At 72.8% G+C, this 18,897-nt stretch carries 21 protein-coding genes; 14 read left to right on the top strand and 7 right to left on the bottom strand.

The features are described from left to right. The 12 genes from FK498_RS19290 to proB form a co-directional block, all read left to right on the top strand. The coding region (locus FK498_RS19290) for a hypothetical protein (protein ID WP_237560907.1) at window positions 1-191 on the top strand (191 nt) is incomplete at its 5' end. Between the two features lie 342 nt (window positions 192-533). After that, the gene (locus tag FK498_RS10330) at window positions 534-1,817 is read left to right on the top strand and encodes an ABC transporter substrate-binding protein (RefSeq protein ID WP_161988382.1); all 1,284 of its coding nucleotides are present in this window, start codon (window positions 534-536) and stop codon (window positions 1,815-1,817) included. Then, window positions 1,814-2,707, top strand: coding sequence for a carbohydrate ABC transporter permease (locus tag FK498_RS10325; RefSeq protein WP_141854230.1), 894 nt, complete (start codon window positions 1,814-1,816; stop codon window positions 2,705-2,707). Before FK498_RS10330 ends, FK498_RS10325 begins: the two co-directional genes overlap by 4 nt. Beyond that, window positions 2,707-3,531, top strand: a complete 825-nt coding sequence (locus FK498_RS10320) for a carbohydrate ABC transporter permease (RefSeq protein WP_202614805.1) — start codon at window positions 2,707-2,709, stop codon at window positions 3,529-3,531. The genes FK498_RS10325 and FK498_RS10320 overlap by 1 nt, the downstream gene beginning before the upstream one ends. A gap of 13 nt (window positions 3,532-3,544) precedes the next feature. Then, window positions 3,545-4,603, top strand: coding sequence for an ABC transporter ATP-binding protein (locus tag FK498_RS10315; protein ID WP_141854228.1), 1,059 nt, complete (start codon window positions 3,545-3,547; stop codon window positions 4,601-4,603). A 13-nt stretch (window positions 4,604-4,616) separates the two neighbouring features. Further along, a complete protein-coding gene (locus FK498_RS10310) occupies window positions 4,617-5,591 on the top strand; it encodes a tripartite tricarboxylate transporter substrate binding protein (RefSeq protein ID WP_161988381.1) in 975 nt (324 codons plus the stop codon). 11 nt (window positions 5,592-5,602) lie between these two features. Then, complete coding sequence (locus FK498_RS10305; RefSeq protein WP_161988380.1) at window positions 5,603-6,286, top strand: RraA family protein; 684 nt, start codon at window positions 5,603-5,605, stop codon at window positions 6,284-6,286. Between the two features lies 1 nt (window position 6,287). Next, the gene (locus FK498_RS10300; protein ID WP_141854224.1) at window positions 6,288-7,274 is read left to right on the top strand and encodes an NAD(P)-dependent oxidoreductase; all 987 of its coding nucleotides are present in this window, start codon (window positions 6,288-6,290) and stop codon (window positions 7,272-7,274) included. Between the two features lie 221 nt (window positions 7,275-7,495). Further along, window positions 7,496-7,807: a 50S ribosomal protein L21 gene (rplU, locus tag FK498_RS10295; RefSeq protein WP_141854222.1), complete on the top strand. Its 312-nt coding sequence runs from the start codon at window positions 7,496-7,498 to the stop codon at window positions 7,805-7,807. Window positions 7,808-7,825: 18 nt separating this feature from the next. Next, window positions 7,826-8,092, top strand: a complete 267-nt coding sequence (gene rpmA, locus FK498_RS10290) for a 50S ribosomal protein L27 (protein ID WP_141854220.1) — start codon at window positions 7,826-7,828, stop codon at window positions 8,090-8,092. A 105-nt stretch (window positions 8,093-8,197) separates the two neighbouring features. After that, window positions 8,198-9,202 carry a GTPase ObgE gene (gene obgE, locus FK498_RS10285; RefSeq protein WP_141854218.1) on the top strand — a complete coding sequence of 335 codons (1,005 nt, stop codon included), beginning with the start codon at window positions 8,198-8,200 and terminating at the stop codon, window positions 9,200-9,202. Continuing rightward, the gene (proB, locus tag FK498_RS10280; protein WP_141854216.1) at window positions 9,199-10,317 is read left to right on the top strand and encodes a glutamate 5-kinase; all 1,119 of its coding nucleotides are present in this window, start codon (window positions 9,199-9,201) and stop codon (window positions 10,315-10,317) included. Before obgE ends, proB begins: the two co-directional genes overlap by 4 nt. An 82-nt stretch (window positions 10,318-10,399) precedes the next feature. Here the strand turns inward: proB and FK498_RS10275 are convergent, their stop codons facing one another. The 4 genes from FK498_RS10275 to FK498_RS10260 form a co-directional block, all read right to left on the bottom strand. Beyond that, complete coding sequence (locus FK498_RS10275) at window positions 10,400-11,425, bottom strand: amino acid ABC transporter substrate-binding protein (protein WP_141854214.1); 1,026 nt, start codon at window positions 11,423-11,425, stop codon at window positions 10,400-10,402. A gap of 147 nt (window positions 11,426-11,572) precedes the next feature. Next, window positions 11,573-12,145: a nucleoside 2-deoxyribosyltransferase gene (locus tag FK498_RS10270; RefSeq protein ID WP_141854212.1), complete on the bottom strand. Its 573-nt coding sequence runs from the start codon at window positions 12,143-12,145 to the stop codon at window positions 11,573-11,575. Window positions 12,146-12,153: 8 nt separating this feature from the next. Continuing rightward, window positions 12,154-12,522, bottom strand: a complete 369-nt coding sequence (locus FK498_RS10265) for a hypothetical protein (RefSeq protein ID WP_141854210.1) — start codon at window positions 12,520-12,522, stop codon at window positions 12,154-12,156. A gap of 80 nt (window positions 12,523-12,602) precedes the next feature. After that, window positions 12,603-14,378, bottom strand: coding sequence for a helicase-related protein (locus FK498_RS10260; RefSeq protein ID WP_141854208.1), 1,776 nt, complete (start codon window positions 14,376-14,378; stop codon window positions 12,603-12,605). A gap of 107 nt (window positions 14,379-14,485) precedes the next feature. On the opposite strand from FK498_RS10260, the gene FK498_RS10255 reads away from it, so the two are divergent. Next, complete coding sequence (locus FK498_RS10255; RefSeq protein WP_141854206.1) at window positions 14,486-16,360, top strand: hypothetical protein; 1,875 nt, start codon at window positions 14,486-14,488, stop codon at window positions 16,358-16,360. A 7-nt stretch (window positions 16,361-16,367) separates the two neighbouring features. Here the strand turns inward: FK498_RS10255 and FK498_RS10250 are convergent, their stop codons facing one another. Then, the gene (locus FK498_RS10250; protein WP_141854204.1) at window positions 16,368-16,928 is read right to left on the bottom strand and encodes an HNH endonuclease; all 561 of its coding nucleotides are present in this window, start codon (window positions 16,926-16,928) and stop codon (window positions 16,368-16,370) included. A 151-nt stretch (window positions 16,929-17,079) separates the two neighbouring features. Then, window positions 17,080-17,775, bottom strand: a complete 696-nt coding sequence (locus tag FK498_RS10245) for an alpha/beta hydrolase (protein WP_141854202.1) — start codon at window positions 17,773-17,775, stop codon at window positions 17,080-17,082. A gap of 41 nt (window positions 17,776-17,816) precedes the next feature. On the opposite strand from FK498_RS10245, the gene gluQRS reads away from it, so the two are divergent. After that, window positions 17,817-18,668: a tRNA glutamyl-Q(34) synthetase GluQRS gene (gene gluQRS / locus FK498_RS10240; RefSeq protein ID WP_141854200.1), complete on the top strand. Its 852-nt coding sequence runs from the start codon at window positions 17,817-17,819 to the stop codon at window positions 18,666-18,668. Between the two features lie 41 nt (window positions 18,669-18,709). Here the strand turns inward: gluQRS and FK498_RS19285 are convergent. Next, on the bottom strand, window positions 18,710-18,897 hold a 188-nt coding region (locus tag FK498_RS19285), incomplete at its 5' end, for a hypothetical protein (protein ID WP_161988379.1).

Genomic DNA, 18,897 nt, shown 5'->3' with positions numbered 1-18,897 from the left:
CGGTCGGTCCGGAGACGCCGCCCGGCGAGGGGACGCCGCCGATGGCGCGCGTGATCGCCCCGGCGCTTGCCGCCGCGGCCGAGGCCGCGCTCCAGCGGCTCGATGCGGTGACGGTGGAGACGCTCTGCCGCGATGCCACCCGCGCCGGGCTCGCCCCTGCGCCGCCCGCGCCGCTCATCTGGATGATCTGACGCGGCCGCATCGGCCGGGATGGTGGCGCGCGTGCGATCCGCAGCCGCGCGGCATCCGATCCTGCACGATCTCCACCTCGCTGAGCGGGCCGGGCGTGCGCGGATGCGCGGCGAGGTGGATGACGCGGAGCGTGCTGCGGGCGGAAGGGCACGTGGCGCACGCTCGTGGGCGAGCTCGGTGTCAGCCCGGAGGCGCCCTGCCGCGAGCGCGCGCGGGACGGATGCGGCATGGGCTCGCGGCACCGATTATCGACAATCATGTTGACAATTCTCCGCGCGCGCCCGAGCATGGCCGCAGCACGAAGGCGCGCCGCAGCGCCGATGCCGAAGGAAGGGGACGTCATGACACCTCGTCGCGCGATGCCGGGCTGCGCGCTGGCCGCGGTGCTCGCCGCCGCGGCGCTCGCCGCGCCGGCAGCCTCGCAGGAGATCACGCTCTGGTCGCACTGGGCGGCCGAGCAGCCGAAGCGCCAGTTCATCGAGGAGGCGATCCGCCGCTTCGAGGCCGCCCATCCGGGCGTGACCGTGCGCGCGACCTGGTACGAGAAGAACGCGCTCTACGCCGCGCTGCGCACCGCGCTCCGGGCCGGCCAGGGCCCGGACGTGTTCTACGCCGAGCCCGACCAGGTCGAATACGTCCAGAACGGATTCCTGCTCGACCTCTCGCAGGGCATCGACTGGGCGAATGTCGAGCCCTGGGCGCGCGAGATCTGGACCCATGGCGGCAAGCCCTATGGCCTGCCGCTCGAGGCCTGGACGGTCGAGCTCTACGTCAACACGCGCCTGCTCTCCGAGCTCGGCTGGCAGATGCCGGCGAACCTCCAGTTCACCCACGGCCAGCTGCTCGAGATCGTCAGGAAGGCGCGCGAGCGCAACATCGTGCCGATCTCCGCCGGCGTGGGCGACCGGCCGTTCCCGGGCGCCTTCCTCACCCACGAAACATTGCTGATGCGGCTCGGCCGCGTCGATTACGGCCGGCTGCTGAAGGGCGAGATCCGCTGGGACGATCCGCGCGTGGTCGAGAGCCTGCGCGCGGTGCGCGCCCTCGTCGAGGCGCGCGCCTTCCCGCCCGGGGTCGCGACGTTGCAGCTGGGCCAGAGCCACGTCTACTTCCACACCAACCCGGGAACCGTGTTCTTCCCGATGGGCTCCTGGTACACCAGCCGCGCCTTCAACCCGCCCGATCAGGGCGGCCAGCCCGCCGACTTCCCGCTGGGCATCCTGCGCATGCCGGCACCCGACAACGCCGCCTGCCCCACGTGCCGCACCATCGCGGTCGGCGGCTCCTACGTGATCAACGCCGCCAGCCGCCATCCCGACAAGGCGAAGGCGTTCCTGAACGCCTTCACGACGCCCGAAATGGGTGCCCTCTGGCTCCAGAACGTCATGGTGCAGACCGGCATCAAGGCCGATGTCGGCATGGTGACGGGTCCGCGTGCGGGCTATTTCCGCGACCTCGCCGCGGCCAACGAGGGCAGCGAGTACTTCTTCGGCATTCCGCTGCAGATCCTGCAGGGGCGCGCGCGCGACACCTTCACCCAGGTGGTGAACACCGCCTTCATCTCCGGCCAGGTGACGGTCGAGGAGGTGGTGCGGCAGATGAACGCGGCGATGGGCGCACGGTGACATCGCCGCGCGAGCGGCCGGCCTGGGGCGCGATCGTCCCGTTCCTCCTGCCGGCCACGGTGTTCTATCTCGGGCTCACCGCCTATCCGGTGATCCGCACGGTGTGGAACTCGGTGCACGAGGTGCTGCCGCGGCGCGAGGCCTATGTCGGCGGCGCGCACTACGTGGAACTCTGGGCGGACGACACGTTCTGGCGCGCGGTGCGCAACACCGTGACCTGGGCGCTCGTCGCACCGTTCCTCGAGGTCTCGATCGCGCTGCTGCTGGCCCTCGCGCTCTACGCCAGGGTGCCGGCCGCGCGCATCCTGCGCATCGCCTGGTTCACGCCCGTGCTGATGAGCTACGTCGTCGTCGGCATCGTCTGGATGTGGATCTACAACTACGACTGGGGCGCGGCGAACGCGATCCTGCGCGCGGTCGGGCTCGGCCACTGGGCGCAGCCCTGGCTCGGCACCACCGACACCGCGCTGCCGGCGCTGATCGTGGTCACCACCTGGATGTGGACCGGCTTCAACATGGTGGTGCTGCTCGCCGCCCTGCATGCCCTGCCCACCGAGGTGATCGAGGCGGCGGAGCTGGATCGCTGCGGCTGGGGCGCCAAGCTCACCCGCGTCATGGTGCCGCTGATCCTGCCGACCATCCTGAACCTGCTGGTGCTCAGCTTCGTCGGCAAGATGAAGATCTTCGATCTCGTCTGGATCACCACCAAGGGCGGACCGCTCTGGTCCACCGAGACCGTGTCCACCTATGTCTACAAGCGCGCCTTCGAGTGGAGCACCTTCGATCTCGGCTACCCCTCCGCGATCGCGACGGTCTGGTTCGTGATCGTCATGTCCTTCGTGGCCGTGCTCACCTGGATGGTGCGCCGCCAGCAGAAGCTCGAATACTGATGTGGGGGCGTGTCCTCGCCCGCGCGGCGGTGATGCTGGTGATCGTGCTCTGGACGATGTTCGCCGCCGGTCCCTTCCTCTGGGTCGCGACGATCTCGCTGCGCACCACTTCGGAGTTCATGGCCGCCCCCTATGCGCTGCCCGAGACCTGGCGCTTCGACAAGTTCGCCACCGCCTGGACCGGCAGCGGCTACGACACCTACTTCACCAACTCGATCCTGGTGGTGTTCTCGGCCGTGGCGATCGTCACCGCGGTCGGCGCGATGGCGGCGCACGCGCTCGCCCGCTATCGCTTCCCCGGCAACCGCCTGGTCTATCTGCTGATCTTCTCCACCATCGTCCTGCCGCCGCAGATCACCGTGATCGCGCTGTTCCAGACGCTCGCGAAGCTGGGTCTCTACGACACGCGGGTGGGCCTCACCCTCGTCTATGCCGCCGTGCAGCTGCCGCTCACCGTCTACATCCTCGAGAGCTTCTTCGCGCGCATCCCTGCCGACCTGTTCGACGCCGCGCGGATCGACGGCTACTCGGAGTGGGCGACCTTCTGGAAGGTCGCATTTCCGGTCGCGATGCCGGCGATCGCGACGGTGGTGATCCTCAACACCATCCTGCTCTGGAACGAGTTCCTCTACGCCGTGGTGCTGATCGCCGACGATGCCAGGCGCACCCTGCCCCTGGGGATCCAGAAGTTCATGGGCGACCAGCTGGAGGACTACGGCATGATCGCCACCGGGCTGATGATCGCGATCGTGCCGGTGGTGCTGATCTACGCGATCTTCAGCGAGAAGCTGATCCAGGGCATGACGGCCGGAGCCGTCAAATGAGCGCGGTGACGTAGTGGCGACCGTCACGCTGGATCGTCTCGGCAAGCGCTACGCCGGTGGCGGCGCGCCTGCGGTGCAGGACGTCACCTTCGAGGTCGCGCACGGCGAGTTCTTCGTGCTGCTCGGCCCTTCGGGCTGCGGCAAGTCGACCACGCTGCGCATGATCGCGGGGCTGGAGGCGATCACCGAAGGCACGCTCGCGATCGACGGGAAGCGGATGAACGAGGTGCCTGCGCGCGACCGCGACATCGCCATGGTGTTCCAGTCCTACGCGCTCTATCCGCACATGAGCGTCTACGACAACATGGCGTTCGGGCTGCGCCGCCGCGCCATGCCCAAGGCCGAGATCGACCGGCGCGTGCGCGTGGCCGCCGCCATCCTGGGTCTCGAGCCGTTCCTCGGCCGCCGCCCGCACGCGCTCTCGGGCGGACAACGCCAGCGTGTCGCGGTCGGGCGCGCGATCGTGCGCGATCCCAAGGTGTTCCTGTTCGACGAGCCGCTCTCGAATCTCGATGCCGCGCTCCGCGCCTCGACGCGCCAGGAGCTGATCCGCCTGCACCGGCGGCTCGGCGCGACCATGATCTACGTCACGCACGACCAGGTCGAGGCGATGACCATGGGCGACCGGATCTGCATCATGGACCATGGCCGTGTGGCGCAGATCGGCGCGCCGCTGGACGTCTATCGCCGACCGGCCACGACCTTCGTCGCGGGCTTCCTCGGCAGCCCGCCGATGAACCTGCTGCCCGCGACGGTCGCCGACGGCAGGGTGCGCCTCGGCGAGGCCACCCTGACCTTGCCGGCACGCGTGCCCGAGGGGCCGGTCACGCTGGGCGTGCGGCCGGAGGATCTCGTGCCGGTGCCCGAAGGGCCGCTCCGCGGCGAGGTGGTCGCGGTCGAGCCGCTCGGCGCCGAGACGATCCTGTCCCTGCGCCTGCCCGGCGTGGAGCGCGAGCTGATGCTGCGTGCCGGCCGCTCCGCCCCGGCGGGTCTGGGCGAGCGGATCGCGCTGGTCGCGCCGCACGACGCGATCCACCTTTTCGATGCCGCCACGGGCTGCCGGCTCACCTGAGGGAGGACCAGCCATGATCCTGTTCACGCGACGCATCCTTCTCGGCACGGCGACGCTCGCGTCCTTCGCCGCGCAGGCGCAGGCCGCATGGCCCACCGCCCCGGTGCGGATCATCATCCCGTTCGCGCCGGGCGGCGTGCCGGACATCGTCGCCCGCCTGGTCGCACCGCACATGCAGGCCGGCCTCGGTCAGCCGGTGCTGGTCGAGAACCGGCCCGGCGCAGGCGGCGCGGTCGCGGCCGAGCTCGTCGCCCGCGCCGTCCCCGACGGCCACACGCTGTTCATGACCACCGTCAGCACGCAGGCGATCGCGCCGAATCTGCGTCCCGACATCCGCTACGATCCCGATCGCGACTTCGCCCCGATCAGCCTGATCGCGCGCGTGCCGCTGGTGCTGCTGGTGCCGCCCGCCCTCGGCGTGCGCGACGTGAAGGGACTGCTCGACCTGCTCCGACGCGAGCCGGGCCGGCATGCCTATGCCTCCTCGGGCGTCGGCGCGCCGCTGCATCTGGCCGGCGAGCTGTTCCGCCAGCTCGCCGGCGTGGACGTGACGCATGTGCCGTATCGCGGCTCCTCGCCGGCGCTGACCGATCTCGTCGCCGGCCGCGTCACCTTCATGTTCGACGCGCTGCCGCCCGCCGTGCCGTTCATCGCCGACGGGCGGCTGACCGCGCTCGGCGTCGGCACGCTCGAGCGCGCCCGGGCACGGCCCGAGATCCCGACCATGCAGGAGGCCGGCATCGCCGGCTTCGAGGCCTATACCTGGGCCGCGCTCTATGCGCCGGGCGGCACGCCGGCGGCGATCATCGACCGCCTTCATGCCGAGGTCACCAAGGCCGCGCGCCAGCCCGACGTCGCCGAGCGGATGCAGCAGCTCGGCTACGAGCTCGTCATCTCCACGCCCGCCGAGCTCGCCGCATTCCAGCGCCGCGAGCGCGAGAAGTGGGGCGAGGTGATCCGGCGCGGCAACATCTCGATCGAGAACTGAAGAGGTCTCCCGTGGCAGACGCCCCCGCCCTCACCATCCGCCGCGACTGGCCCCGGCCCTCCGAGGCCGAACGCGCCGCCTTCCGCGACGCCCCCACCGGCTGGGTGGTGGACGCGCAAGGGCGGCGCGGCGCGCTCGACCACCGGATCCGACCGGTCACCAGGGCGACGCGGATCCTCGGCGCCGCCCTGCCCGTGTGGTCGCGCGGGGGGGACAACCTCGCGCCCTACGCCGCGCTCCGCTTCGCCAGGCCCGGCGACGTGCTGATGGTGGCGACCGAGGAGTTCGAGACCGCCTCGGTCGCCGGCGACATCCTGGTCGGCATGGCGAAGAACGCCGGCATCGTCGCCTGCGTCACCGACGGGGTGGTGCGCGACATCCCCGGGCTCGATGCCGTCGGCATCCCGGTCTTCGCGCGCGGGGTGACGCCCAACTCGCCGCAGAAGGACGGACCCGGAACGATCGGGCTTCCGATCGTGCTCGGCGGCGTGATCGTCGCGCCCGGCGACCTGATCGTCGCCGACGGCGACGGCGTCGTCGTGGTGCCGCGCGCGGCCGTCGCCGCGGTCGGCAGCGAGCTCGCGGCGATCGCGAGGAAGGAGGCGGAGATGGACGCGACCGTGCAGGCCGGCGCGGCCGAGCCGGGCTGGCTCGCCGAGCGCCTGTCGCGCCCCGACGTGCGGTTCGTGGACTGACATGGGCCATCGCGTCGCCTATTGGAGCGTCGGCACGCCCGAGCTCTATGCGCTGCTGCGCCGGCTCGCGCCGCCGGAGCTCGACCTGCTGACGCTCGGCACGGGCGAGGAGGCGGAGCGGCTCGCGCTCGCCGCCGAGGTCGAGGCGGTGGTGGTCGCGGCGAGCCCCTTCACCGAGGCGCATCTCGCGGCGGCGCGGCGCCTGCGCTTCGTGCAGCACCAGGGGGTCGGCTGGGAGGACACGGTGGCGTGGCAGGGGCTCGCCGCGCGCGGCATCCCGCTCGCCACCACCCCGCAGGGCACGACGCTGCCGGTCGCGGAGATGACCGTGCTGCTGGCGCTCGCCGCGCTGCGGCGGCTCCCCTTCGCGGACGCCGAGCTGCGTCGGGGACGCTGGCATGTGAATGCGCTGCGGCCGGTCTCGCGCAATCTCGCCGGCCGTGTCGTCGGCTATGTGGGCTTCGGCCGGATCGGCCGGGCGGCGGCCGAGCGCTTCGCCGCCTTCGGCACCACGGGCCTCTATTTCGATCCCGGCGTGACCCTGGCGCCGGCGGAGGAGGCACGCCTCAAGGTGCGCCGCGCGGCGTCGCTCGAGGCGCTGCTGGCGGCGGCCGAGATCGTCACGCTGCACCTGCCGGTGACAGCGGAGACGCGCCACCTGATCGACGCCGCGGCGATCGCGCGCATGCGGCCCGGCGCGGTGCTGGTGAACACCGCGCGCGGGGGCCTCGTCGACGAGGCGGCGCTGGCAGGGGCGCTGCGCGAGGGCCGTCTGCTCGCCGCGGCGCTCGACGTGTTCGAGGCCGAGCCGCCGCCGTCGGACCATCCGCTGCTCGGCCTGCCGAACGTCGTGGTGACCCCGCATATCAGCGCCGGCACGCTGGATGCGTTCGAGGAGAAGCTCTCCGCGGCGCTGGCGAATGTCGCCGCCTTCTTCGCCGGGGCGGAGGTGGCGAACCTGGTGCGGCTGCCGGCAGCGGTGGGGTGAGGCGCTGCCGTCCGATCCGGACGCGTCGCGACCCGGTCCGGCCGCACATGGCAGGGAGGCGGCACCGCCGACCGGGGGGACCGTGCCGGTGCGGGCCTGCGGTGCGCCGCCTGCCCTTGACCCCGACCCGCCGCTTCGCCATAACCCCGCATCCCGCGCGGCTCCGGCCCGCGGCCGTTGCTGTTTGCGCCCGCGCGGGCGCCCGACCGAGGACGAGACCCATGTACGCCGTGATCCGCGCCAGCGGGAAGCAGTACCGCGTGACGCCGAATGCCGTGCTCGCCGTGGACCGGATCGAGGCCGAGCCGGGCCAGACCGTCACCTTCGGCGAGGTGCTGATGGTGGGCGGCGCGGACGGCGTGAGGATCGGCGCGCCGCTGCTCTCCGGCGCCTCGGTCGCCGCGACCGTGCTGGAGCAGAAGAAGGACGACAAGATCCTCGTCTTCAAGAAGCGCCGCCGCAAGAACAGCCGCCGGCTGCGCGGCTTCCGCCGCCAGCTCACGGTCCTGCGCATCGGCGCCATCACCGCCTGACGCGAAGGAGGGATTGCCATGGCACACAAGAAGGCGGGCGGTTCGTCGCGCAACGGGCGCGACTCCGCGGGTCGGCGCCTCGGCGTGAAGAAGTTCGGCGGCGAGGCGGTGCTGGCCGGCAACATCATCGTGCGCCAGCGCGGCACGAAGATGCGGGCGGGCCGAAACGTCGGTGTCGGCCGTGACCACACGCTGTTCGCGCTGGTCGACGGGCACGTGAAGTTCGAGCGCAAGGCCGAGGACAGGGTGCATGTCAGCGTGGTCCCGGTGCCGCCTGCGGAGTGACGGCGGCGCGCGGCCTCGCGACGTGACGACAAGGGGCCGGAAACGGCCCCTTTTTCGTTGTGCGCAGGGGTGGTGTGGCGGCTGCGCACAAGCAGAAGGCTTCAGATGAAATTCCTCGACCAGGCCAAGATCTGGGTGAAGGCGGGCGACGGTGGCAATGGCTGCGTCGCCTTCCGGCGCGAGAAGTTCATCGAGTTCGGCGGTCCCTGGGGCGGCGACGGCGGCAAGGGCGGTGACGTGATCATCGAAGCCGTGCCCAACCTCAACACCCTGATCGACTACCGCTACGCCCAGCACTTCAAGGCCGAGCGCGGCGAGGACGGCAAGGGCAGGGAGATGACCGGCCGCAGCGGGGCCGACCTCGTGCTGAAGGTCCCGGTCGGCACCGAGATCCTTGCCGATGACCGCGAGACCCTGCTCGCCGACCTCACCGCGCCCGGCCAGCGCGTCACGCTGTGCCGCGGCGGCAAGGGCGGCTTCGGCAACACCCACTACAAGTCGGCCACCAACCGCGCGCCGCGCCGCGCCGATCCGGGCGAGCCGGGCGAGGAGCGCTGGATCTGGCTCCGCCTCAAGCTGATCGCGGACGCCGGGCTGGTCGGCCTGCCGAACGCCGGCAAGAGCACGTTCCTCGCCGCGGTCTCGGCGGCGAAGCCGAAGATCGCCGACTACCCCTTCACCACGCTGCATCCGCAGCTCGGCGTGGTACGGCTCGGTGACGAGGCGGAATTCGTGCTCGCCGACATCCCCGGGCTGATCGAGGGCGCGCACGAGGGGGCCGGGCTCGGCGACCGCTTCCTCGGCCACCTCGAGCGCTGCCGCGTGCTGCTGCACCTGGTGGACGGCACGCTGGAGAGCCCGAGCCGTGCGTACCGCACCGTGCGCGCGGAGGTCGCAGCCTATGGCGGCGGGCTGGTCGAGAAGCCCGAGATCGTCGCGCTCAACAAGATCGACGCGGTCGAGCCGCGGGCACTCGCCGCCCGGCAGCGGGCCTTGGCAAAGGCGGCCGGGCGGCCGGTGCTGCTCGTCTCGGGCGCCACGGGGCAGGGCGTGGACGCCGTGCTGCGCGCGCTCTGGACGGTGATCGCCGAGGCGAGGGCGGCGGCATGAGCGCGCTCGCGGCCAAGCGCGTGGTGGTGAAGGTCGGCTCGGCCCTGCTGGTGGACGACGCGACCGCCGCGCCGCGCGCGGCCTGGCTCGCCGCGCTGGCCGAGGACATCGCCGCCTTGCGTGCCGCCGGCACGCAGGTCGCGGTGGTGTCCTCGGGCGCGATCGCGCTCGGGCGGATGCGCCTGCCCGGCCTGCCGCCGAAGCCGCGGATGCGGCTCGAGGAGAAGCAGGCCGCCGCCGCCGCTGGCCAGCTCGGCCTCGCGCGCGCCTGGGAGGAGGCGCTCGCGCCGCACGGGCTCCCGGCCGCGCAGGTGCTGCTGACGCTGGACGACTCCGAGGAGCGACGGCGCTACCTCAACGCGCGCGCGACCATCGAGACTCTGCTGTCCCTGGGCGCGGTGCCGGTGATCAACGAGAACGACACGGTCGCCACCGACGAGATCCGCTTCGGCGACAACGACCGGCTCGCCGCACGCGTGGCCGAGATGATCGCCGCGGATCTGCTCGTGCTGCTCTCCGACATCGACGGGCTCTACACCGCCGATCCGCGCAAGGACCCGCACGCGCGGCACATCCCCGAGGTCGCGGCGATCACGCCCGAGATCGAGGCCATGGCGGGCGATGCGGTGCCGGGGATCGGCACCGGCGGCATGGTGACCAAGCTCGCCGCCGCGCGCATCGCCACGCGCGCGGGCTGCCGCATGGCGATCGCGCATGGCGCCGCCCCGCATGCCCTGCGTGACGTCATGGCGGGCACGGCGCGGCGCACCCTGTTCCATGCCACCGCCGCACCGCGCTCGGCCTGGAAGTCCTGGATCGCCGGCGCGCTCGCGCCTGCGGGGCGGATCGTCGTCGATGCGGGCGCGGTGCGCGCGCTGCGGGCGGGGCGGTCCCTGCTGCCGGCCGGGGTGCGGGCGATCGAAGGCGCGTTCGGCCGCGGCGACTGCGTGACGGTGGCCGGGCCCGATGGCGTCGTGATCGCGCGCGGGCTCGCCAACTACGCCGCCGAGGACGCGCGCCGCATCATGGGCCGACACTCGCGCGAGATCGCCGCGATCCTCGGCTTCGCCGGCCGCGAGGAGATGATCCACCGCGACGACCTGGCGCTGCTGTAGCGGCTGTACGAAAGCGGCCGCACGAAAGGGAAGGGGCCGCACCGGCTGCCCGGCGCGGCCCCTCGCCGTCAGCCCCGCCGCGTCAGCGGATCGGCGGCGAGTACATCAGACCGCCCTTGGTCCAGAGCGCGTTCACGCCGCGCTGGATGCCGAGCGGGGCGACGTTGCGCTCGAAGCTCTCGGCGTAGTTCCCGACCTGCTTGACGATGTTGTAGGCCCACTTGTTGTCCACCCCGAGCATCTCGCCGAGCCCGCCGGTGGCGCCGACGAAGCGCTGGATCGCCGGATTCTGGCTGTTCAGGTGCTGGTCGATGTTGGCGGAGGTGAGCCCGAGCTCCTCGGCCTCGATCATCGCGTAGAACGACCAGCGCACCACGTCGGCCCAGCGGTTGTCCCCGTGGCGCACGGCCGGGCCGAGCGGCTCCTTCGAGATCACCTCGGGCAGGATCACGTACTCCTCGGCGCGCGGCCCCTGGCTCGACCGGACCGAGGCGAGGCCCGAGACGTCGGTCGTCAGCGCGTCGCAGCGGCCGGAGAAGAAGGCGGCGTTCACCTCCTCGAGCCGCTCGATCACCACCGGGGTGAAGCGCATGTTGTTGGCGCGGAACCAGTCGGTCAGGTTGAGCTCGGTGGTGGTGCCGGGCTGCACGCAGACGGTGGCGCCATCGAGCTCCTTCGCGCTCTTCACGCCGAGCGACTTCTTCACCATGAAACCCTGACCGTCGTAGAAGTTGACGCCCAGGAAGTCGAGGCCGAGCGAGGTGTCGCGGCCGAGCGTCCAGGTGGTGTTACGGCTCAGGAGATCGACCTCGCCGGACTGCAGGGCGGTGAAGCGCTGCTGGGCCGTGGTCGGCACGTAGCGGACCTTGCCGGCGTCGCCGAACACGGCGGCGGCAACGGCGCGGCAGAGGTCGACGTCCAGGCCGCGCCACACGCCCTGGCTGTCGGGCGCAGCGAAGCCGGCGAGGCCGGTGTTGACGCCGCAGTTGACGACGCCGCGCGCCTTCACGGCGTCGAAGGTGGTGGTCTGCGCCTGCGCGACGCCGGCTGCGGCGGCGAGCGAGACGGCCGCGGCCGCGGCGGTCGCGAGGAACCCTTGGATGCGCATGCTGCGCTCCTCCTCCCTGCTGTGGGGTGTCCGGGCGCGGCACATCCACGCCCTTGGCCTGTACCTAGGCCGGGGCGATGAAACGATCAACGGGGCGCTGCGCGCGCCGCTGGCCGCCGCCGGTGCGGCCGGCCGGTGCGGGCGTGCTCAGCGCCGCGCCAGGGCGGGCTCGGTGAGGCGGCGCGAGGCGGCGCGCGCGCAGGCCTCGAACACGCCGAGATCGCGCCAGGGATCCTCCGGCGCGGCCGAGGCGCGCACGAACACCCCGCCCGCGGCGGCGATGCCGCCCTCCAGCATCAGGTTGTCGGAGAGGCCGAAATCCTCGATGTCGAGCCCGTCGGGGCGCTCGATCGCGCGCGCGGCGTAGTCGCGCGGATCGTTCGTGTAGGCGTAGAGGCCGAGGCCCAGGCCGCGGGCGAAGCCGAGCTCGTAGACGGTGCCGACATCGGCCGAGGCGCCGCGGAAGGGCGTGAGGTTGGCGATCACGGCGATGCAGGAGCGGATCAGGGCCTCGTTGCCGGCGGAGATCGCGAAGGCGCGCTTCATCGCCTCGGCCGCGGCGGGGGCAGGGGCATCGGTCAGCGGCACCACCGCCACCAGCCCGAGCCGGGCGCAGACCGCCCGCTTGCGCGCGAGCACCGCCTCGGCATCGGGCAGGAAGACTTCCGGGCCGGCGAGATAGACCCGCGGCGCGTCGGCCGCGACCGCCGGGAGGTTCATCGACCCGCTCAATGCAGGCGGGGCGGCCGGCCGAGTCCACGCTGGACGATCACCAGCGTGACGCCGTCATCGGCCGGCTCGATCGCCTTCTCGCCCGCGCGCGGCAGCGGCACGCCGGCGAGCCGGCACCAGCCCACGAGCACCGCGGTGAGCTCCTCGGCATCCATCGCGCATTCGCGTACCGCGCCGCCGGCACGGCGCCAGCGGGCGACCACGACCGGCTCGTCGGGGCCATCCTCTGGGCCGGCCATGCGCACGCCGTCGAGCTCGGCATCGGGCATCTCGGCGCGGATCAGCCCCGCCACGGTCGCCCGCACGGCCTCGGCGATCATGTCCGTGCCGAAGTCGATGCGTCGGTATTCGCGAACGCGGATCATGGGCGCAACCCTCCGTTGCTCCGTCAACGATGCGTCAAAGCATCGTTAACGATCAACCCATTTCTGGTTGTCGGTCGTCTTCAGTCCGCGCGCCAGCGTTTGCGCAGCCGCACGCTCGCCCCCTCCCTCAGGCTGCGCTCGATATACCCGTTCAGGGTCGCCTGCACCGCCCGCGCGGAAGCCTCCTCACAATACGTTCCGGGCCATTTCTGCGCCAGCCAAAGATAGGCCGTGCAGAGCCGCGCGGCCCGCTCCGCCGCGGCGAGATCCGCCGGATCCGACGCCACCCCGCGCGCCACCAGCCGCCGCGGCAGCGGCAGGGCCAGGACCCGTGCGGCCTGGGCGTGCCGCCGGGCCCAGGCGAGCAGGGCCTGGGCCGCGGCGCGATCGCGCAGATCGGCCGGACAGCCGAGATAGCCGAGGCTCTCCGGCAACGGCAGCCGGGCCGCAGCGGCGATCTCGGCGATCGCGAAGGCGTCTTCCAGCCGCGCGAGCGCGAAGTCCGCGCCCGGCCAGCGGAACCGCTCGGCGACCGCGACGAGCACGCGCAGCAGCGAGGCCGCGCCGAGCCGGCGGCCGATCTCCAGGAGCTGGCTCTCGCGCGGCAGCACCCGCATCGGCCCCTCGAGCGGGGGCGGGGGATGCTCGATCGCGGCCAGGATGGGCGCCGGGTCCTCGCCCTCCAGCACGCCGACGAACCCCTCCGGATAGTGGCCGAACCGCCCGGCGCGACCGGCGATCTGGCGGATCAGGTGCGGCCCGAGCCCGCCGTACTTGGTCGTGGCGGCGAACAGGATGCGCCGGATCGGCAGGTTGAGCCCCATGCCGATCGCATCCGTCGCCACCAGCACCGGGGCGGTGCCGTCGCGGAACCGTTCGGCCTCGGCGCGGCGCACATCCGGCCCCAGTGCGCCGTAGACCATCGCCGGCGGGCGGCCGCGCGCGATCAGCGCCTCGCGCAGCGCGAAGGCGTCGCGGCGCGAGAAGCAGACGATCGCATCGCCGGGCTCGGTGCGCGCGAGCGGCACCGGCCGGTGCAGCGGGGTGAGCGGCACCATGCGCTCGAAGCGGCGAAGCTCGACCGTCTCGCCGGTGAGTCCCGCGAGGCGGCGGATCAGCGGCTCCGCCTCCGCCGCGCCGGCGAGCACCAGCGTCTCGGCCGGCAGCCCCACCACCGCCTGGGTCCAGGCCCAGCCGCGATCCTCGTCGGCCAGCATCTGCACCTCGTCGATCACCGCGACCGGCACGGGGGTCACGAAATCGGCCATCTCGACGGTCGCGGAGAGGTGCGTGTCGCCCGGGTCGGCGCGGCGTTCCTCGCCGGTCAGCAGGCTGGCGGCGACGCCGCGTTCGGCGAGCCGTTCCTGCCCCTCCCAGGCGAGCAGCCGCAGGGGCGCGAGATAGGCGCCGCGCGGGGCGGCGGCGAGCAGGTCGAAGGCGGCGTGGCTCTTGCCGGAGTTGGTCGGGCCGAGGAAGGCGAGGATGCGCCGCCGCATCGCCCGTGCCGCGGTGAAGGAGGCGACCCAGCGGGACAGCGTCAGCGCGGCGACCACCTCGCCCTCGTGGCGGTGGCGCGCGCGCGCGTGGAGTTCGCCGAGGCGCTGGCGGCGCCACTCCTCGAGCCGCGCCTCGGCGCGTGCCCGCTCGGCATGGGTGATCGCGGCCTCGTCGGCGGCGCGCTTCAGCCGGCCGCGGATCGCCTCGGCCAGGATCGAGACGAGGCCGATGTCGTCGAGCTCCGGATCGGCGGCGAGTGCCGCGAGCCCGGCGGCGATGTCCTCCCGGCGCACGGGTACGCGCAGCCCCGCGAGCAGCGCGTCGAGACGATGGCGGCCAGGCGGGGGGTGAGCGGTCACGCGGGCGGCGTGCCGGACCGGGCCTCGCCTGTCAACGCCGCGCGCACCGTTGACGCGGCTCGTTGCAATCGCGCATCGTGGACCCGAAGGCGGAGGGGGATGGGACGATGTCGGATGCAGCCGAGCTTGCGCGCTGGATCGTTGCCTACCCGGCGCAGGCGCAACGACCCGAGGAAGGAACGTTCGCGCTCGGCCTCTGCATGGCGGGGGCTGTCTCGGCCGGCGCCTACACCGCCGGCGTGCTCGACCTGATGGTCGAGGCGCTCGACGCCTTCGCCGCCGAGAAGGCGCGCCGCCGGGAGGCGGGCGAGCCACCGTTGCACGAGGTCAGGCTCTCCGTCCTCGGCGGCGCCTCGGCGGGCGGGATGTGCGCCGCTCTCGGCGCGGTGTTCCTCGACGCGGCGTTCCCCCACGTGACCCCCGACGCGGACGCGGCGACCAGGGCTGCGAATCCCCTCTACGACGCCTGGGTGCGGCGGATCGACATGCGCCACCTGCTCGGCACCGACGACCTGAAGGAGGGCCGTATCGTCTCGGCGCTCGACTGCACCGTGCTGGACGAGATCGTCGAGACGCTGCTGGACGCGCGCCGGGCCATGGCGGGAGCGGAGCGGCCGTGGCTTGCCGATCCGCTGCCGGTGATGCTGACGCTTGCCAATCTGCGCGGCGTGCCCTACGCGCTCCGCTTCGGGGGACCGGGCTTCAGCCACTTCATGTGGCGCCATGCCGACCATCTGCGCTTCGTCGTGCCGCGCGGCGTGGCGGCGAAGGCGGGACCGGACGAGACGCTGCTCGACCGTTTCCGTCCGCGCGGCGATCCGCTGCGCGAGCTGTTCAAGGCGGCGACCCTCGGCACCGGCGCCTTTCCGGCCGCGCTGCGCCCGCGCGTGATCCGCCGTCCGCGTGCCGACTACGCGTTCCGGGCGCTGCTGCATCCCCGTTCGCGGCTCGCCGAGGAGGCGGATGCGCCGCTCGATCCGCTGCCGGTCTGGGCGCGCGAGTGCCTGCCCGACTGGGACGAGGGCGAGCCGGACGAATACCGCATGCTGTGTGTCGATGGCGGCGCGATGGACAACGAGCCGCTCGAGCTCGTCCGACGCGCCCTCGCCGGCTGGAACGGGCGCAACCCGCGTGCGGGGCACGAGGCCGACCGCGCGGTGATCCTGGTCGATCCCTTCACCAACAGGGAGCAGCCCGGTCCGGACGCCGAGGTCGGGCTGTTCGGCGCGGTCCTGCCGCTGTTCAACGCGCTGGTGCGGGAGAGCCGCTTCAAGGCCGAGGATCTGGCGCTCGCCGCTTCGCCCGACACCTACAGCCGCTTCCTGATCGCGCCCTCGCGCGGACCGGGCTGGCGCGCGCCGGGCGCGATCGCGGCGGGCTATCTGGGCGGCTTCATGGGCTTCTTGAGCGAGGCCTACCGGCACCACGACTTCATGCTCGGGCGGCGCAACGCGCGCTCGTTCCTGCTCCGCCACCTCGTGCTGCCGATGGGCAATCCGCTGTTCGCCGCGGGACGCTGGAGCGAGGCCGATGTCAGCCGCCACCTGGTGCGCCGCACGCCGGACGGGCCCGAGGACCATCTGCCGATCATTCCGCTGTTCGGCCGGCTTGCGCGGCGCGACGACCCGGTCGCGGACGATGCCGTCGAGCCCCTGCCGGCTTGGCCGGCGGGACGCTTCAACGCCAAGGACATCGCCGAGCCGATCGCGCGGCGGATGCAGCGCGTGGCCGAGGTGGTCTACGAGCGGTTCGTCAGGCCGCAGCTCGATCAGCTCGCGCGCGAGACCACCGACAAGCTGATTGCACGCCAGTCCTGGCCGACGCGCAGCCTGCTGCGGCTCGCCCGCCCCTGGCTGGAACGCCGGCTCTGGCCGCGCGCCGAGGAGGTGCTGCGCAGCGTGCCGGCACGGTACCTCGCCGAACAGGCGCTCGCGCGCATCAGCGCGGCCGTGGCGGAACTCGACAAGGCGGAGCTGGCGTGAGCCCCGCTCAGCCCTCGAGCTCGCTGTCCCAGTAGAGGAAGTCGCGCCAGGATTCGTGCAGGTAGTTGGGCGGGAAGGCGCGGCCGTTCTCCTGCAGCTCCCAGCTGGTCGGCTGGCGCGGCGGATTGCGCGGCCACATCCGGCACTCGCGCGGCAGGCGGTTGCCCTTGCGGAGGTTGCAGCACGAGCAGGCGGTGACGACGTTCTCCCACGTGGTGCGCCCGCCCTTCGAGCGTGGCACGACGTGATCGAAGGTCAGGTCGTGGGTCGGGAAGGGATCGCCGCAGTACTGGCACTCGAAGCGGTCGCGCAGGAACACGTTGAAGCGCGTGAAGGCCGGCCGGCGCGCCGAGGGCACGTACTCCTTCAGCGCGATCACCGAGGGCAGTCTCATGCTGACCGAGGGGCTGCGCACCTCGGTCTCGTACTCCGAGAGGACCGAGACCCGGTCCATGAACACGGCCTTCACCGCGTCCTGCCAGGCCCAGAGCGACAACGGGAAGTAGGAGAGCGGACGGAAATCCGCGTTCAGCACCAGGGCGGGATAGTGACTGCCACCATCCGGCACGCGCCGTTCTCCCTGTCGGGCGGCGCCACACCAGATGTCGGCAATCGTGACGGTGCCGATACCAGATGATGTGGCACAGCCAGTGGACTGGCCGGGTTATGCACAGCTTCGGCGCGGAAGTCCAGCAACCGCGCCCGCCATCACGCAAGCTTCACGTGGAGGAGCTGCCGCCCTGACGCTCCAGAAGGTCGGCGCAGAGCGCGGCGAAGGCGCCGATCCCCTCGTCGTCCAGGCTGTGGCCGAGTTCCGGCCGGTAGAGCGCATGCACGGGGACGCCGAGCGCGCGCAGCACGCGCTCCATCTCGCGCGTCATCGCCGGGGCAACCACCTCATCGCGCTCGCCGTGCACCAGCAGCACCGGCGGGCGCGCCTTCAACTCCGCCGGCAGCGTCGCCAGCCCCGGCAGCGCGCCCGAGAATCCCGCGAGCGCGCCAGGGGGGTCCGCCATGCGCAGCCCGGTGAAGAGCGCCATCATCGCCCCCTGGCTGAAGCCCGCGAGCACGCCGGCGCGGTGCGGCAGGCCGAGGCGCGCGCATTCGGCGGCGAAGAAGCGCGCCAGCAGCGGCGCGGTCGCGCGCACGCCCTGCTCGATCATGGCGTTGCTGCGCTCGAAGAGCGGGAACCACTGCCGCCCAGCCGGCGCGAGATCGAAGGGGAAGGGCGCGTGCGGGCAGACGAAGGCGGTCTCGGGCAGGGCGTGGCACAGGAGCTCGGCGAGACCCATCATGTCCTCGCCGTCCGCGCCGACGCCGTGGCAGAGCACGACGAGCTGACGCGGCCGCCGGCCGCCGGGCGGCGTGAGCCGGGGCCCGTCGAGCGTGATCGCGTGGTCGGTCGGCGCGCCCATTCCCTGCTCCCTAGCTGCCAGAGCGGCGATAGCCTTTCCGCATGGCCGCGTCCATCGTGACCCGATTCGCACCGAGCCCGACCGGCTTCTTGCATCTCGGTCACGCCATGAGCGCGCTCTACGCTTGGCGGCGGGCGCGCGAGGCGGGCGGGCGGTTCCTCCTGCGGCTGGAGGACATCGACGCCGCCCGCTGTCGTCCCGAGTACGCGGACGCGATCCTCGAGGACCTCGCCTGGCTCGGGCTCGACTGGGACGAGCCGGTGCGGGTGCAGTCGGCGCACATGGCGGAATACCGCGGGGTGCTCGACGCGCTCGCGGCGCGGGGCCTGCTCTATCCCTGCTTCTGCACCCGCGCCGCGATCGCCCGCGAGGTGGCCGCGATCGGCAACGCGCCGCACGGCGCCGACGGACCGCTCTATCCGGGCACCTGCCGGCGGCTCCCGGCCGGCGAGCGCGCCGCCCGGATCGCGCGCGGCGAGGTCTATGCGCTCCGGCTCGACACCGCTGCGGCGCTGGCGGCGACCGGACCGCTCACCGCGGAGGAGGAGGGCGAGGGGGCGTTCCGGATCGACCCCGCACCGCTCTTCGGCGACGCGGTGCTCGCGCGCAAGGACACGCCTGCGTCCTATCACCTCTGCGTCACGCATGACGACGCGGTGCAGGGGGTGACGCTGGTGACGCGCGGGATCGACCTCAAGCCGGCGACGCACCTGCACCGGCTGCTGCAGGCCCTGATGGGCTGGCCGGTGCCGCGCTGGCGCCACCACATGCTGCTGACCGGCCCGGACGGGAGGCGGCTCGCCAAGCGCGATCGGGCGGTCGCGCTGCGCGCGCTGCGCGCGGCCGGCCGCAGCCCAGCCGAGGTGCGGGCGATGGCGGGGTTCCCGGACTGACCCGAGGCGGCCGGGGAATCGGCCCCGGCCGCCCTTCCGGATCAGGTGATCCACCGCCAGAGCCGGCGCAGCGCCTTGCCGATCTCCTCGGCGAGCTCGACGGCAAGAAGCGCGGCGATCAGCCCGAGGATCGCCAGGATGACGATGCCAACCCAGCCGTCGCGCGCCGCCGTGCCGGCGACCGCGCCGGACCCCGGCCCGGTGCCTGCAGGCGCCGCGGCGGCTGGCC

Origin of the sequence: Elioraea sp. Yellowstone (assembly GCF_006704265.1) — a bacterium.
GTDB lineage: Bacteria > Pseudomonadota > Alphaproteobacteria > Acetobacterales > Acetobacteraceae > Elioraea.
Note: the sequence above shows the minus strand (reverse complement) of the source record. Positions and strands in the feature narration are given on the sequence as shown.